This is a genomic window from Mesorhizobium sp. ORS 3428 (assembly GCF_001854785.1).
GTDB lineage: Bacteria > Pseudomonadota > Alphaproteobacteria > Rhizobiales > Rhizobiaceae > Mesorhizobium.
Window position 1 is genome coordinate 1 of sequence record NZ_MDFL01000116.1, and the last position, 15,266, is coordinate 15,266.

The 15,266-nt window shown below is 64.9% G+C and carries 14 protein-coding genes; 13 read left to right on the forward strand and 1 reads right to left on the reverse strand.

The genetic code is table 11. The features are described 5' to 3' along the window. Positions 1-176: 176 nt before the first annotated feature. Positions 177-968, reverse strand: a complete 792-nt coding sequence (locus ORS3428_RS16190) for a cyclase family protein (RefSeq protein ID WP_071099304.1) — start codon at positions 966-968, stop codon at positions 177-179. A gap of 117 nt (positions 969-1,085) precedes the next feature. Between ORS3428_RS16190 and ORS3428_RS16195 the strand changes: the two genes are divergently transcribed. The 13 genes from ORS3428_RS16195 to ORS3428_RS16255 all read left to right on the forward strand — a co-directional run bounded on the left by ORS3428_RS16195 (position 1,086) and on the right by ORS3428_RS16255 (position 15,140). Beyond that, positions 1,086-2,660 (forward strand): phytoene desaturase family protein, encoded by a 1,575-nt coding sequence (locus ORS3428_RS16195; protein ID WP_071099305.1) that lies wholly within the window; start codon positions 1,086-1,088, stop codon positions 2,658-2,660. Between the two features lie 95 nt (positions 2,661-2,755). Continuing rightward, positions 2,756-4,282, forward strand: a complete 1,527-nt coding sequence (locus ORS3428_RS16200; protein WP_071099306.1) for an ABC transporter substrate-binding protein — start codon at positions 2,756-2,758, stop codon at positions 4,280-4,282. A 194-nt stretch (positions 4,283-4,476) separates the two neighbouring features. Further along, the gene (locus tag ORS3428_RS16205; RefSeq protein WP_071099307.1) at positions 4,477-5,484 is read left to right on the forward strand and encodes an ABC transporter permease; all 1,008 of its coding nucleotides are present in this window, start codon (positions 4,477-4,479) and stop codon (positions 5,482-5,484) included. Beyond that, positions 5,477-6,325 (forward strand): ABC transporter permease, encoded by an 849-nt coding sequence (locus ORS3428_RS16210; protein ID WP_071099308.1) that lies wholly within the window; start codon positions 5,477-5,479, stop codon positions 6,323-6,325. Before ORS3428_RS16205 ends, ORS3428_RS16210 begins: the two co-directional genes overlap by 8 nt. Then, positions 6,322-7,212 carry an ABC transporter ATP-binding protein gene (locus ORS3428_RS16215; protein ID WP_071099309.1) on the forward strand — a complete coding sequence of 297 codons (891 nt, stop codon included), beginning with the start codon at positions 6,322-6,324 and terminating at the stop codon, positions 7,210-7,212. Before ORS3428_RS16210 ends, ORS3428_RS16215 begins: the two co-directional genes overlap by 4 nt. Next, positions 7,205-8,035: an ATP-binding cassette domain-containing protein gene (locus tag ORS3428_RS16220; protein WP_071099310.1), complete on the forward strand. Its 831-nt coding sequence runs from the start codon at positions 7,205-7,207 to the stop codon at positions 8,033-8,035. Before ORS3428_RS16215 ends, ORS3428_RS16220 begins: the two co-directional genes overlap by 8 nt. A gap of 79 nt (positions 8,036-8,114) precedes the next feature. Further along, on the forward strand, positions 8,115-8,714 hold the full coding sequence (locus ORS3428_RS16225) for a VOC family protein (protein ID WP_071099311.1): 600 nt from the start codon (positions 8,115-8,117) through the stop codon (positions 8,712-8,714). Between the two features lie 138 nt (positions 8,715-8,852). Then, on the forward strand, positions 8,853-11,147 hold the full coding sequence (locus ORS3428_RS16230) for a bifunctional salicylyl-CoA 5-hydroxylase/oxidoreductase (protein WP_071099312.1): 2,295 nt from the start codon (positions 8,853-8,855) through the stop codon (positions 11,145-11,147). A 169-nt stretch (positions 11,148-11,316) separates the two neighbouring features. Beyond that, a complete protein-coding gene (locus ORS3428_RS16235; protein ID WP_071099313.1) occupies positions 11,317-12,075 on the forward strand; it encodes an SDR family NAD(P)-dependent oxidoreductase in 759 nt (252 codons plus the stop codon). After that, positions 12,069-12,539: a MarR family winged helix-turn-helix transcriptional regulator gene (locus ORS3428_RS16240; protein WP_071099314.1), complete on the forward strand. Its 471-nt coding sequence runs from the start codon at positions 12,069-12,071 to the stop codon at positions 12,537-12,539. Before ORS3428_RS16235 ends, ORS3428_RS16240 begins: the two co-directional genes overlap by 7 nt. After that, positions 12,536-13,348, forward strand: a complete 813-nt coding sequence (locus ORS3428_RS16245) for an enoyl-CoA hydratase family protein (protein WP_071099315.1) — start codon at positions 12,536-12,538, stop codon at positions 13,346-13,348. The genes ORS3428_RS16240 and ORS3428_RS16245 overlap by 4 nt, the downstream gene beginning before the upstream one ends. Positions 13,349-13,557: 209 nt before the next feature. Next, complete coding sequence (locus ORS3428_RS16250) at positions 13,558-14,706, forward strand: acyl-CoA dehydrogenase family protein (RefSeq protein ID WP_071099316.1); 1,149 nt, start codon at positions 13,558-13,560, stop codon at positions 14,704-14,706. 38 nt (positions 14,707-14,744) lie between these two features. Beyond that, on the forward strand, positions 14,745-15,140 hold the full coding sequence (locus ORS3428_RS16255; RefSeq protein ID WP_071099317.1) for a RidA family protein: 396 nt from the start codon (positions 14,745-14,747) through the stop codon (positions 15,138-15,140). Positions 15,141-15,266 lie beyond the last annotated feature (126 nt).

The window sequence follows — 15,266 nt, forward strand, 5'->3', positions numbered from 1 at the left end:
ATGTCTTCGCACACCTGTTCGCGATGTCCCCAGTCCATACACCCCCTTGTGGGGGAGATGTCCGGCAGGACAGAGGGGGGCGCCATAGAGCGCCAATGCTGCAAGACAGCTGCCCCGACGTCCTCTTCACTCCATTGCCCGCGAGCATGATCTTCTCCCGAAGACCGCCGCCTCGCCTATTTGCCCGGCACCAGCGCCAGCGCGCGGATCGGGCTGCCGGTGCCATGCTCGATCTTGAGCGGCGCGGCGATCAGGATGGCGCCTTTCGGCGGCAGCTGGTCGAGATTGCAAAGGCTGGCCAGGCCATAGCGGTTGGCCTTGTGCATCAGCGTGTGCGCCGGGAACGGCGGCTCCATGCCGCCGGCCTTGCCGGCATCGGTGCCGATCGTCTCCGAGCCCCAGCCCTTGATGTTCTTGCTGATCAGGAACTGGATGGCTTCCGCCGTCGGGCCGGGCGTGTGCGGGCCTGTCTCGTTGGCGTTGAGGAACTCGGCTTCCGAGCCGTTGCGCTTGTACCAATCGGTGCGCATCACCACCCATTCGCCGGGATTGATCGCGCCATGCTTGGCTTCCCAGGCCTTGATGTGATCGACGGTGAGCAGGAAATCGTGATCGGCTGCGGCTTCCTCCGAGCAGTCGATGACATTGACCGGGCCGACGAAGTTCTGCACCGGAATGGTGTCGGTGGCACCGTCCGGATAGTCCTTGCCGGTGATCCAGTGCTGCGGCGCGTCGAAATGCGTGCCCGAATGCTCGCCAAGCTTCAGCCAGTTCCAGGCCCACCACGGACCGTTCTTGTCATATTTGGAGATCTCATGGATCTCGACCTTCGGCGTGTCGACAGCGAGCTCCGGCGGCAGCTTGATCAGCGGCGTGTTCGGCCCGAGCGGCGCCGACAGGTCAACCACCCTGATGGAGCCCGAAAGCAGCTGGCCGGCGACCTCGCCAAGGAGTTGTTGCGTGTCCATGGTTCTGTTCCCTCTTGTTCGTGATGATCAAGGCTCGTTGTGGCCCTTAATATCCTACTAGACGAAAACATATGCATCTGCAATTATCTTTAAGCATAAAGCATTTTGGGGCGGGGCGTGAGCGAGTTCGACRCCATTTTTGTCGGAGCGGGCCACAACAGTCTGGCCTGCGCCGCGCATTTGTCGCTCAAAGGCTGGAAAACCGCGCTTTTTGAGCGCAGCGACACGATCGGCGGCGCCATCCGCACGGGCGAATACACGCTTCCCGGTTTCCGGCACGATTTCGGCGCGATGAATCTGAGCCTGTTCGCCGGCTCGGCCTTCCACAGGAAATATGCAAATGAATTGAAAAGCCACGGGCTGGAATTCGCGCCCGTCGCCGACTGCTTCGCCAGCGCCTTCCCGGACGGCAAATGGTTCGGCGTAAGCAGCGATCTCGAAAAGACCGCGTCGCGGCTCGCCGCCTTGTCCGCCGCCGACGCCGCCACATGGCGCCGRCTGGTCGGCGCCTTTGCGGGCGAAGCGGAGCATCTGTTCCGCCTGCTGGGGTCGCCGATGAGCGCCCGCGCGCTCGCCGGCACGGCCTGGAATCTCTGGCGCAAGAAGGGCCTTGYCGGCGCGCTCGACACCGGCCGGCTGCTTCTCTCGTCGCCGCGCGCTTGGCTGGAGGAGAATTTCGAGACGCCGCATGTCCGGACGACGCTTGCCGCCTGGGGCATGCATCTCGACTTCGCGCCCGACATCGCCGGCGGCGCCGTGTTCCCTTATCTCGAATCGATGGCCAACCAGAGCTTCGGCATGGTGCTCGGCAAGGGCGGCGCCGACACCATCATCCGCGCGCTTGCCGGCATGGTCAAAGCGGCCGGCGGCAAGATCGCGACCGGCGCGGACGTGAAGGAGATCACGGTCGCCGGTGGCCGCGCGACGGGCGTGCGGCTGGCGTCCGGTGAAACCCATGTCGCGAGCAAGGCGGTGATCGCCGGTGTCGCACCGAAAGCGCTTGCGGGCAAGCTGCTGCCCCACGGATCCGGGGATGCGGCCTTCGATGCGGCCATGAAGAATTTCCGCCATGCGCCGGGCACGATGATGATCCATCTGGCGCTGGACGACCTGCCCAACTGGAGCGCCGGCGCAGAGCTTCGGCAGTTCGCCTATGTGCATCTGGCGCCTTCGCTCGACGCCATGTCGCGCACCTACCAGCAGGCAATCGCCGGCATGCTGCCCGACCAGCCGGTTCTCGTAGTCGGCCAGCCGACGGCCGTCGATCCCTCGCGGGCGCCGGAAGGCAAGCAAGTGCTGTGGGTGCAGGTGCGCATGCTACCGGCCGAAATCCTCGGAGACGCAGCCGGCAAGATCGCGCCCGGCGCCTGGGATGCGGTCAAGGAAGCCTATGCCGAACGCGTGCTCGACATCATCGAGAGCTATGCGCCTGGTTTGCGCAAGAAGATCCTCGGCCGCGCGATTTTCTCGCCACTCGACCTCGAGCGCGAGAACCCGAACCTCGTTGGCGGCGACCAGATCTGCGGCAGCCACCACCTGGCGCAGAATTTTCTCTTCCGCCCGACGCGGTCCTTCGCGCGCTGGAACACACCGGTCGCCAATCTCTACCTCACCGGAGCCGCGACATGGCCCGGCGCCGGGACAGGTGCCGGATCGGGCTTTATGCTCGCRCAACAGCTGGGAGGAAACTGAGCCGAATTCCAGGACGGACAAGGCGCGGTTGCCCACGATCCTGATCCTACCGACTGAACACGCCGCGCGACAAGATAACCACAAGGGGAACGACCATGACCATCAACAGACGCGATTTGCTCGGATATGGCGCGGCAGCACTGGGTGCCGCCACGCTCGGCCTTCCAAGGGCGGCAAAGGCGGYCGGCGAACTCACCATCGCCTACAATGTCAACCTGCCTTCCTGGGACCCGACGACCGGACCTTCGGCGGTGAACCCGACCATCCAGGGTCTCTACCAGTCGGTGTTCGACCAGTTCATCCCGCAGAAGCCTGACCTCTCCTTCACGCCCGGCCTGCTCACCGAGTGGGGCTGGAACGATGACCGCACCAAGGTGATGATGACGGTGCGCGAGGGCGTGAAATGGCATGACGGCTCGCCCTTCACGCCGGAAGACGTGGTGTGGTCGCTTCAGCGGGCGGGCGACGAGAAGACCGGCAATCCGATCCAGTTCGTCTGGAAGAACGTCAACAACTTCAAGATCGACRGCAACAAGATCACCGGCGATGTCGTGCAGTTCGATCCGGTCTATTTCAAGTGGATGTCGTTCCTGACCGGCTACATCATGCCCAAGGCTTACTACCAGAAGGTCGGCGCTGAAGGCTTCGAGAAGGCGCCGATCGGCACCGGGCCCTACATGGTCGACAAGTTCGAGCGCAACGCCTTCCTGCGGCTCAAAGCCAATCCGCACTACTGGGGCAACAAGCCGGCCTTCGAGAATGTGACGATCAAGTTCGTGACCGACGCGGCGAGCCGTGTCGCCGAGATCGAGTCGGGCTCCTCGCAGGTGACGCTGGAGATTCCTTACGAGGAATATGACCGGCTGATCGCCAAGGACGGGCTTGYCGGCTCCTGCAAGAACGTCTCCGACATCGGCATGATCTTCTTCAACAACAAGGACGCGATGCTCGACAAGAATGTCCGCCAGGCGGCCGTGATGGCGGTGGACAAGGAGCTTCTCGTCAAGYGGCTGCTGCGCGGCTACGGCCAGCCGATCGCGACGCTGGAGACGCCGGAATACGCGGCGTTCGATCCGTCTATCAAGGTCRAGCACAATCCGCAAAAGGCAAAGGAACTGCTCGCCGCGTCCGGCTATTCGCCGAAGAAGYCGGCCAAGTTCACCATACAGACGACCAAGGGCTTCAAGCCCAAGGACTACGAGATGGTGCAGGCCATCGTCGGCATGTGGCGCAAAGTGGGCATCGAGGCCGAGATCGAGGTCTACGAGATCGCCAAGCACTATGAGCTGCGCGCCGCGCACAAGCTGGCGCCGGCGGCCTTCTACAACTGGGGCAACGCCATCGGCGATCCGACCACCTCGACCGGCTTCGCCATGTTCGGGCCCTCGCCGCATTCGTCCTGGAAGACGGACGATCTCGACGCCAAGATCGGCCCGCTGTGGGGCGAGAAGGACGAGGCCAAGCGCATCGCCGGCTGGAAGGCGGTCGACGAATACATYGCCGAGCAAGCCTATGTGCTGCCGCTGATCCAGTACGCGCAGCCGATCGTTCACTCGAAGAAGGTCAATGTCGTGCAGCACGTATCYGGTGCGCTGCTGCCGGCGCTGATGACGCCGGCCTGATGATTGCTGAGGGGACACTGGCGTGTCCCCTGCAACGACGCAGGCCCCCTCATCCGGCCGCTTCGCGGCCACCTTCTCCCCGAGGGGAGAAGAGACTGGCGCAAGCGCCGGCAAGCTCCTCTCCCCTCGGGGAGAGGTCGGCCGAGCGAAGCGGAGGCCGGGTGAGGGGCCGAGTGCATTGGGCTTCAACGAGCATGCTGCTGCAGAGATTCCTCGTTCGTCTTTTGACGATGCTGGTGACGCTGTTCGGCGTCGCCATCGTCGTCTTCGTCGTTATCCGTGTGGCGCCCGGCGACCCGATCGCCATGATGCTGCCGCCCGGCGCGAGCGACGAGGACATCGCGCGGCTGCGCGCGCTCTACGGGCTGGACAAGACGCTGGTGCAGCAGTTCTTCATCTGGCTCGGCGGCGTGCTGCACGGCAATTTCGGCACCTCGATCTCGCTGCGCCAGGACGTTCTCGGCCTGGTCTTCAACCGGCTGCCGGCGACGCTGGAGCTGGCGACGGTGGCGCTACTGATGGCGGTGGCGATCGGCGTCACCGCGGCGATCCTCGGCGCGCGCTCACGCGGCACGGCGGTCGAGGCCGGCATCGATATCGCGAGCGGCGCGACGCTTTYCATCCCGGACTTCCTCTGGGGCCTGGTGCTTATCCTCCTGTTCGGCGTGCTTTTGCCTGTCTTCGACATTTCCGGTCGGGTGTCGCCGCAGCTCGACCTGCCTTTTGTCACCCAGTTCTATCTTGCCGAGAGCATTTTGAGGCTGCGTTTCGATCTCACCTGGGACCTGCTGAAGCACATGCTGATGCCGGCCGTGGCCCTGGCACTGCCGCTGGCGGYGATCATCGCGCAGCTTTTGAAACAATCGCTGAAGGAAGTGCTCGATCTCGACTATGTCGTGCTGGCCAGGGTCAAGGGCTTTTCGGAAACGCAGGTCATCCTGCGCGAGGCGCTGAAGAACGCAGCATTGCCAACGCTGACGCTGGTCGGCGTGCAGTTCACCTTCCTGATCGGCGGCACCGTCATCGTCGAGCGGCTGTTTTCCTATGAGGGCCTCGGCAACATGGCAATCGATGCCGTCATCAACCGCGACCTGCCGCTAATTCAGGGCATCGTGCTGGTCTTCGCGCTGCTCTTCGTGCTGATCAACCTTGCCGTCGACATGATGTATGCGCTGCTCAATCCGAGGCTGCGCCATGGATGAAGCCCGCATATCGAGACGCGGCGCAGGCCCAAGGCTGTGGCTGGCCGGCGGCTGGCTGCTGATTGCACTGCTGGCGGCCATCTTCGCGCCGCTGATCGCGCCGCAGGACCCGCTGGCGCAGGACCTTATGCTGGAGCGCCTGCCGCCCTTCTGGCTGGACGGGGCCGAGCCCGGCTATTGGCTGGGCACCGACAGCCTCGGCCGGGATCTGCTGTCGCGGCTGATCTTTGGCGGACGCATCGCCTTCATCGTCGCCTTCGCTGCGGCATCAGCGGCCTGCCTTGTCGGCTCGGCGCTTGGACTCATAGCCGGCTATTTCGGCGGCTGGGCCGACCGCATCATCTCGCGCATCGTCGATGTCTGGATGGCGTTCCCGCCGGTGCTGTTCGCCATCCTCCTGGTCGCCGTGCTGGGCACGGGCCTCAGCTCCGTCATCATCGCGATCGCGGTCATCGACTGGACGCGCTTCTGCCGGGTGATCCGCGCCGAGGCAATGAGCCAGGCCCGCATGGACTATGTCGAAAGCGCGCGCATTGCCGGCTATGGCCGCATCGGCATCATGCTGCGCGAGGTGCTGCCGAATGTGGTGCCGTCGGTGGTGGCGCTGCTGTCGCTCGAAATGGGCATCGCCGTCATCGTCGAGGCGATCCTTTCCTTCGTCAACCTGTCGATCTCGACCGACGATCCGACCTGGGGCAGCATCATCGCCGAGGGCAGGCTGTCGATCCATCAGGCCTGGTGGGTGCTGGTGTTTCCGCTGATCACGCTGATCCTCACCGTGCTTTCGTTCAGCCAATTCGGCGAGGGATTGAAGGCGCGCTTCGATCCGGTGCTGCGATGAGCGCCGTCGCAAAACTCTGCCTCGAAATCCGCGCCTTGAGCGCCGTGCTGCCCAACGGCCAGCGCGTGCTGCGCTCGGTCTCGCTCACGGTCCAGTCCGGCGAGGTGCGGGCACTGGTCGGCGAGAGCGGCGCCGGCAAGACGATGATCGGCAAGGCGGTGCTCGGCGTGCTGCCGAAAAGCGTGCGCATCGTCGAAGGCGAGATGCTGATCGAAGGCGAGGATCTCGGCCGGCTCGACGCAAAGGCGCGGCGGACGCTGATCGGTGCGCGCACGGCRCTGATCCCGCAGGACCCGCTCACCGCGCTCAACCCGTCGCGCCGCATCGGCCCGCAGATGACCGACCGGCTTGTGCGCATCCTCGGCTGGAGCGGCGAGAGGGCCGACAAGCGCATCCGCCAGTTGCTGGACGAGGTGCAGATCCGCGATCCCGAGCGCGTGCTCAGAAGCTATCCGCATGAGCTGTCCGGCGGCATACGCCAGCGCGTGCTGATCGCTGCCGCCTTCGCGGCGGAGCCAAGGTTGATCGTTGCCGACGAGCCGACGACGGCGCTGGACGTGACGGTGCAGAAGCAGATTCTGCGGCTGATCGCGCAATTGCAGCGCGATCACGGCACGGCTATCCTGTTCGTCACCCACGACCTCGGTGTGGTCGCCAAGATCAGCCAGAAAGTGTCGGTGCTCTATGCCGGCAAGGTGGTGGAGGAAGCCGAGACCGCTCAGCTCTTCGCCGCGCCGCAGCACCCCTACACGCGGGCGCTGATGGCGGCGACGCCGCGCTACACTGATCCATACGCTTCGCTGAAGCCGGTGGACGAGGCCGTGCTTGCCGGGCTGACGGCGGAGATCGCCGCCGCCGACAAGGCCTGGAGGCCAAGCCATGGCTGAGCCGCTGTTTTCCGTGCGCGGGCTGAAGGTGGCGCTGCCCGACATGACGCGCAAACCACTGATCGGCCGCGCGCCGCTCGTCGAGATCCTGAAAGGGCTGGATCTCGACCTGCCGAAAGGATCGGTCACAGGCATCGTCGGCGAGTCCGGCTCGGGCAAGTCGACGCTCGGCCGCGCCCTGGTGCGCCTGATCGAGCCGAGCGCCGGCTCAATCAACTTCGGGGGGCGCGACATCAGCCGTCTGTCGGATACCGAGCTCCGGCCGCTGCGCCGCGACCTGCAGATGATCTTCCAGGACCCGATGTCCTCGCTCAATCCGCGGCACACGATCTTCAACATCATCGCCGCGCCGCTGAGGCAAAACGGGCTTGGCGACAGGCTGAAGGAGCGCGTCGCTGAGGCCTTGCATCGCGTTGGCCTGCCGCAGAATTTCGCCAACCGCTACCGTCACGAGCTGTCGGGCGGCCAGCGGCAGCGCGTCGGCATTGCGCGCGCGCTGGCGCTGTCGCCGAAATTTGTGCTGGCTGACGAGATCGTCTCCGGCCTCGACGTCTCGACGCAGGCGCAGATCCTGACCCTGCTGGAAAAGCTCGCGGCCGAGATGGGGCTTACGGTCGCCTTCATCAGCCATGACCTGTCGGTGATCCGGCGGCTCTGCCAGCAGGTGATCGTCATGCGCGAAGGCAGGATCGTCGAAGCCAGCGCCACCGACGCGCTGTTCGGCAACCCGAAGGAGGCCTACACGCGCGACCTGCTCGCCGCCATTCCGCTGCCCGAGATCGACGCGGACTGGCTGCAGCCGCCGCCCAAGGCGCCTGCATAGGTCGCTGTTCATCCCGCACGCCGAACAGYGGGCCTCGGACGTGCAAGGTGGCGAAGTCAGCCCGCGAACGGAGGGTGACATGAACTACGCGACCCGCGGCATGATGCTTGCCGCAATCGTGCTCGGCTCAATGGGAGCTGCCTCGGCGGATTCGATCCCAGGCATGCGCGGGCACGACCACACCGGCATCACCGTGCCCGACATGAAAGAGGCCGTCGATTTCTTCACCGATGTCGTCGGCTGCAAGAAGGCGATGTCCTTCGGCCCGTTTTCCGGCGACAAAGGCACCTTCATGCAGGACCTGCTCGGCGTCGATCCGAAAGCGGTGATCGAGGAGATCACCATGGTCCGCTGCGGCTCGGGATCGAACATCGAATTGTTCAAATACACAGCACCCGACCAGAAGGACCTGCAGGCGAAGAACAGCGACATCGGCGGCTTCCACATCGCCTTCTATGTCGACGACGTCGCGGCCGCGAAAGCCTATCTCGACGCCAAGGGCGTGAAGACCAGGATGGGACCGCTGCCAGTCAAGGAAGGRCCGGCCGCCGGCCAGACCATCCTCTATTTCCAGGCACCCTGGGGCCTGCAGTTGGAAGCGAWCAGTTACCCGCAAGGCATGGCCTACGAGAAGGGCGCCGAGACGGTGCTGTGGAGCCCCAAGGATCCGGCCAAGTAAGCTGGTCCCCTACGCGTGCATGCAATTGTTCAATCATGAAACTTCAAGCTTGAAATAATTGTCGGCCGGCGCGATACTGATGATCGGAACCGCGGGCCCTAGTCGGCGGTTCCGGATGCGAAGAGGAGATCGCAAGACATGAAGGTTGCGGTTCTCGGCGGCGGCCCGGCCGGACTCTACTTTGCCATCTCGCTGAAGCTGCGCGACGCCGCGCATGAGGTGACGGTCTACGAGCGCAACCGGCCGGACGACACGTTCGGCTGGGGCGTGGTTCTGTCGGCCGAAACGCTGGAGAACCTGACCAGGAACGACCCGGTCAGCGCCGTCTGGATCAAGAAGCATTTCGCCTATTGGGACGACATCGCCGTCATCCATGACGGCGTGCGCACGGTTTCGACCGGCCACGGCTTCTGCGGCATCGGCCGCAAGCGGCTGCTGATCCTGCTGCAGCGGCGGGCGCGCGAGCTCGGGATCAAGATGATGTTCGAGACCGAGATTTCGGACCCCAGGCCTTTCATGGAAACGCATGACCTGGTGGTCGCGTCCGACGGGCTGAACTCGAAATCCCGCGCCACTTTCGCCGATGTCTTCAAGCCCGATATCGACACCCGCAAATGCAAGTTCGTGTGGCTCGGCACCACGCAGAAATTCGACGACGCCTTCACCTTCATCTTCGAGAAGACGGAGCATGGCTGGGTGTGGGCGCATRCCTACCAGTTCGACAGYGAGACCGCGACCTTCATCGTCGAATGCAGCCAAGAGACCTGGGAGCGCTTCGGCTTCGGCCAGATCACGCAGCAGGAATCCATCGCGGTCTGCGAGCGCATCTTCGAAAAGCATCTCAGCGGCCATCCGCTGATGACCAACGCCAACCACATTCGCGGATCGGCCTGGATCAATTTCCCGCGCGTTTTGTGCGAGCGCTGGTCGTACAAGAATCTGGCGCTGATGGGCGATGCCGCGGCATCAGCGCATTTCTCGATCGGCTCCGGCACCAAGCTCGCGCTGGAAAGTGCCGTGGCCCTCGCCGACTATGTCGAAACCGAGCCGAACCTGGAAGCGGCCTTCCGCAAATATGAGGATGCGCGGCGCACCGAGGTGCTGAAGCTGCAGTCGGCGGCGCGCAACTCGCTCGAATGGTTCGAGGAGGTYGAGCGCTATCTCGGCCTCAATCCGGTGCAGTTCAACTATTCGCTGCTCACCCGCTCGCAGCGCATCAGCCACGAGAACCTCAGACTGCGCGATGCCGAATGGCTGGCGGGCGCCGAGGAATGGTTCCAGCGCAAGGCCGGCGCCGGCGGCAACATGCTGCGCCGCGCGCCGATGTTCGCACCGTTCAGGCTGCGCGACATGGCGCTCGCCAACCGCATCGTCGTCTCGCCGATGGCGCAGTACAAGGCGGTCGACGGCTGTCCGACCGACTGGCACTTCGCGCATTATGCCGAGCGCGCCAAGGGCGGCGCGGGGCTGGTCTATATCGAGATGACCTGCGTCAGCCCCGAGGGGCGCATCACGCCCGGCTGCACCGGCTTCTATAAGCCCGAGCATGAAGTCGCCTGGAAGCGGCTGGTCGATTTCGTGCATGCTGAGACCGAGGCCAAGATCTGCGCCCAGATCGGCCATTCCGGCCCCAAGGGCTCGACCCGCCTCGGCTGGGAAGGCACCGACGAGCCGCTGCTCACCGGCAACTGGCAGGTGATGGCGCCGTCCGCTGTCCCGTGGTCGCCGCAGAACCAGGTGCCGAAGGCGATGGATCGCGCCGACATGGACATGGTGCTCGACCAGTTCGTCGCCTCAGCCGAGATGGCCGAACGCTGCGGCTTCGACATGCTGGAGATTCATGCCGCGCACGGCTATCTGCTCTCCTCCTTCATCACGCCGCTGACCAACAGGCGCACCGACGAGTATGGCGGCTCGCTGGAAAACCGCATGCGCTATCCTCTGGAGATCTTCCGCGCGGTGCGCGCCGTGTGGCCGGCTGGGAAGCCGATCTCGATGCGCATCTCGGCCAATGACTGGGTGGGCATCGAAGGTGTTACGCCGGCCGACGCTGTCGAGATCGCGAGGTTGCTGCATCAGGCCGGCGTCGACCTCTGCGACGTCTCGGCCGGCCAGACCACCATCGCCGCCAAGCCGGTCTACGGCCGCATGTTCCAGACGCCGTTCTCCGACCGCATCCGCAACGAGGTCGGCATGGCGACGATGGCGGTCGGCAACATCTACGAGCCGGACCATGCCAACTCGATCCTGATGGCCGGGCGTGCCGATCTGGTGGCGCTGGCGCGGCCGCATCTCACCGACCCCTATTGGACGCTGCATGCGGCGGTGGCGCTCGGCGACCGCGGCGTCAAATGGCCGGATCCCTATCTGCGTGGACGCGACCAGATCTACCGCCTGGCCGAACGCGAAGCAGCGGCGGGGCTGAAGGTATGAGGGCTTTTATGTTTTCACGTCGGCGCCGCCCCTCATCCGCCTGCCGGCACCTTCTCCCCGTGGAGGACGGGGAGAAGGGGTGCGCTCTAGCGCTGGTGATCCCCTCTCCTCGTTCTTCACGGGGAGAGGGTAAGGGTGAGGGGCAACGCCAAGACTCGAGGATTAAGTCATGATCGCCGGCCGACACGCCCTGGTCACYGGCGGCGGCTCCGGCGTCGGCCGCGCGATCGCGCTGGCGCTGGCGGAAGCTGGCGTCGCCGTCACCATATGCGGGAGGCGCGAGACCGCCCTTGCCGAGGTCGCGAAAGGGAATGACCGCATCTTCGCGATCGCCGCCGATGTGACCGACGAGGCCGAAATGGCGACCCTCTACGAGAAAGCGGGGGCAGCGCGCGGACCGTTCGACATCGTTGTCGTCAATGCCGGCATGGCCGGCAGCGCGCCGGCACACAAGACCGYGCTGGCCGACTGGCAGCGCACGCTCGATGTCAACCTGACCGGGGCGTTCCTGACGGTGCAGCCGGCGCTGGCAGGCATACTCGAGCGGAAAGCCGGCCGCATCGTCTTCGTCGCCTCGACCGCCGGCCTGAAAGGCTATGCCTATGTCGCGCCCTATGTGGCGGCCAAGCATGGTGTGATCGGGCTGATGCGGGCTTTGGCCGCCGAAACCGCAAAGTCAGGCATCACCGTCAACGCCGTCTGCCCAGGCTTCGTGGAGACCGACATGCTGGAAGAATCCATCCAACGCATCGTCGAGAAGACAGGCCGCTCCGCCGATGACGCACGCGCCAGCCTTGCGGCAACGAACCCGCAGGGGCGCTTCATCCAGCCTGACGAGGTCGCAGCAGCGGTGCTCTGGCTCTGCGGCGATGCCGCGCGATCGATCACCGGGCAGGCGATCTCGGTGTCGGGAGGCGAGACATGGTAGCCGGTCCCCTGCCCGCGCGCTCCGGCCCCGGCAAGGACAGGCTGCGCCTCTGGATCAGGCTGTTGCGCGCCTCGCGCACCATCGAGGCCGAGCTCCGCGAACGGCTGAAGAGCGAATTCAACACCACGCTGCCGCGCTTCGATGTGATGGCGGCGCTCTACCGGTCGCCGGAAGGCATGCTRATGAGCGACCTGTCGAGCTTCCTTCTGGTGTCGAACGGCAATGTGACGGGGATCGTCGACCGACTGGTTTCCGAAGGCCTGGTGACGCGTGCGCRCCGCAACGGCGACCGCCGAACCTCGATGGTGCGGCTGACCGAGGAAGGCACGAAGGCCTTCGCGGTGATGGCTGCGGCGCATGAGGCCTGGATCGGCGAGTTGCTCGGCAATGTCAGCGAGGACGAGGCGCGGAGTCTGACCGGCATGCTGAAGTCGTTCCGCAGCAATTGGGAGGGACGCGAATGAGCGCCATGGCCAATTTCAAGCCGAAGCACTTTCTGTGGGATGTCGAAGGCAAGGTCGCGAAAATCTGGCTCGACCGGCCCGAGCGGAAGAATCCGCTGACCTTTGACAGCTATGCCGAGCTTCGCGACACGTTTCGCGCGCTCGTCTATGCGGACGATATCGATGCCGTGGTGTTCCTGCCCAATGGCGGCAATTTCTGCTCGGGCGGCGATGTCCACGACATCATAGGGCCGCTGGTCAAGATGGACATGAAGGCGCTGCTCGCCTTCACGCGCATGACCGGCGATTTCGTGAAGGCGATGCTGAACTGCGGCAAGCCGATCATCGCCGCGGTCGACGGTGTTGCCGTCGGCRCCGGCGCCATCATCGCCATGGCTTCCGACATCCGCATCGCAACGCCGGAGGCAAAGACCGCCTTCCTGTTCACCCGCGTCGGCCTCGCCGGCTGCGACATGGGGGCCTGCGCGATCCTGYCGCGCATCATCGGCCAGGGCCGCGCTGCCGAGCTGCTTTACACTGGCCGCACCATGAGCGCCGCCGAAGGCGAGCGCTGGGGTTTCTACAATCGCCTTGTCGAGCCCGCTGCGCTCGAGGCCGACGCGCTCGATCTTGCAGCGCGCATCGTCTCCGGCCCGACCTTCGCGCATAGCATCACCAAAACGCAGCTCAACCAGGAATGGTCGATGGGTCTCGACCAGGCGATCGAGGCGGAAGCGCAGGCACAGGCGATCTGCATGCAGACCGGCGATTTCGAACGGGCGTACAAGGCGTTCGTGGCGAAGGAAAAGCCGGTGTTTGAGGGGAACTAGCATGACCGGTTTTCGCCCAGGCACCCCCCTCTGGCCTGCCGGCCATCYCCCCCGCAAGGGGGGAGATCAGCTGATTGCAGCGCTTTCGCCTATCACCAGCGTCAAAGGGTGGGCGGGGAGATCGAAGCTGCCAATCTCCCCCCTTGCGGGGGAGATGTCCGGCAGGACAGAGGGGGGTGTGAAGGAACGGGGCGCAGGAGGGGATCTGAATGCCTGACCGCTCCTTCCTCAACTGGCCCTTCTTCGAAGACCGCCACCGCGAACTCGCTGAACAGCTGGACGCCTGGTGCGCGAAGAACCTGCCGATCGATCATCACGACGTCGACGCCGCCTGCCGCGAGCTGGTGGCGATGCTCGGCCGTGACGGCTGGCTGAAGCCAACGGCGATCGATACCGAGACTCCCGTGCCGCTCGATGTGCGCACGCTCTGCATCACCCGCGAAACACTGGCCCGCCATGACGGGCTCGCCGACTTCGCGTTTGCCATGCAGGGATTGGGCACCGGGGCGGTTTCGCTGTTCGGCACACCTGACCAGCAGCGGTGGCTGGCAAAGACGCGGGCCGGCCAGGCGATTTCCGCTTTCGCGCTCTCGGAGCCGCGCTCAGGCTCGGACGTCGCCAATATGGAGATGTCGGCGGTCCGCGATGGCGACGACTACGTGCTCTCCGGTGAAAAGACCTGGATCTCCAATGGCGGCATTGCCGACCTCTACACCGTCTTCGCCCGCACCGGCGATGCGCCGGGCGCCAAAGGGATTTCCGCCTTTATCGTGCCGGCCGATGCGAAAGGCCTGGGCATTGCCGAACGGCTGGAAGTGATCGCTCCGCATCCGCTGGYGCGGCTGTCGTTCGACAATGTGCGCGTTCCGGCTTCTGCCCTGATCGGCAAGCCCGGCGACGGTTTTCGGATCGCGATGTCGGTGCTCGACGTCTTCCGTTCGACGGTCGGCGCGGCGGCGCTTGGCTTCGCTCGAAGAGCGTTGGATGAAAGCATCAAGCGGGCGGCCGAGCGCAAGCTGTTCGGCGCGCCGATGGCGGAGCTGCAGATGGTGCAGGGCCATATCGCCGACATGGCGCTCGATGTCGACGCCGCGGCCCTGCTCATCTATCGCGCCGCCTGGACCAAGGACATGGGCGCCGCGCGGGTGACGCGGGAAGCGGCAATGGCAAAGCTCTTCGCCACCGACCGCGCGCAAGAGGTGATCGACAAGGCGGTGCAACTGCATGGCGGCGACGGCGTGCGCAAGGGCCACATCATCGAGAGCCTCTATCGCGAGATCCGGGCGCTGCGCATCTATGAAGGCGCCTCCGACGTGCAGAAGGTGGTGATCGCCAGGCAGGTCATGGGAGCGGCGTAAGACTTGCGAATCGCATTCGAGTTCGGGGGAGGCTAGACATGCACACGATCCTGCAGCCTGAAGGCTGGGCCAAACCGATCGGCTACGCCAATGGCGTGGCGGCGYGTGGGCGGCTTGTCTTTATCGGCGGCCAGGTCGGCTGGAACGCCGAATGCAAATTCGAGACCGACGACTTCGTCGGCCAGGTTCGRCAGACTCTCGCCAACATCGTCGCGGTGCTGGCCGAAGCGGGCGGCGAGCCGCAGCACATCACCTCGATGACCTGGTATTTCACCGACAAGGCTGAATATCTGGCCAACCTCAAGGGGATCGGCGAGGCCTACCGCGCCGTCATCGGCCGGCATTTTCCGGCGATGGCCGCCATGCAGGTGGTGGCGCTGGTCGAGGACCGCGCCAAGGTGGAGATCCAGGCCATGGCGGTTATCCCGGAGTGAGACGAGCTACGGAGCTTTGGTCCCATCGATAGGGATCCGAATGCTCTCAACTTAGGCGGCAAATTTTCGATGCTGGCGCCGCCCCTCACCTGCCTGCCGGCATCCTCTCCCCGTATAGTGACGGGG

What these genes read in the sequence shown, in the direction of transcription:
- ORS3428_RS16210 (WP_071099308.1), top strand. Translation starts at nt 5,477, where the DNA reads ATGGATGAAGCCCGCATATCGAGACGCGGCGCAGGCCCAAGGCTGTGG.
- ORS3428_RS16220 (WP_071099310.1), top strand. Translation starts at nt 7,205, where the DNA reads ATGGCTGAGCCGCTGTTTTCCGTGCGCGGGCTGAAGGTGGCGCTGCCC.
- ORS3428_RS16190 (WP_071099304.1), bottom strand. Translation starts at nt 968, where the DNA reads ATGGACACGCAACAACTCCTTGGCGAGGTCGCCGGCCAGCTGCTTTCG.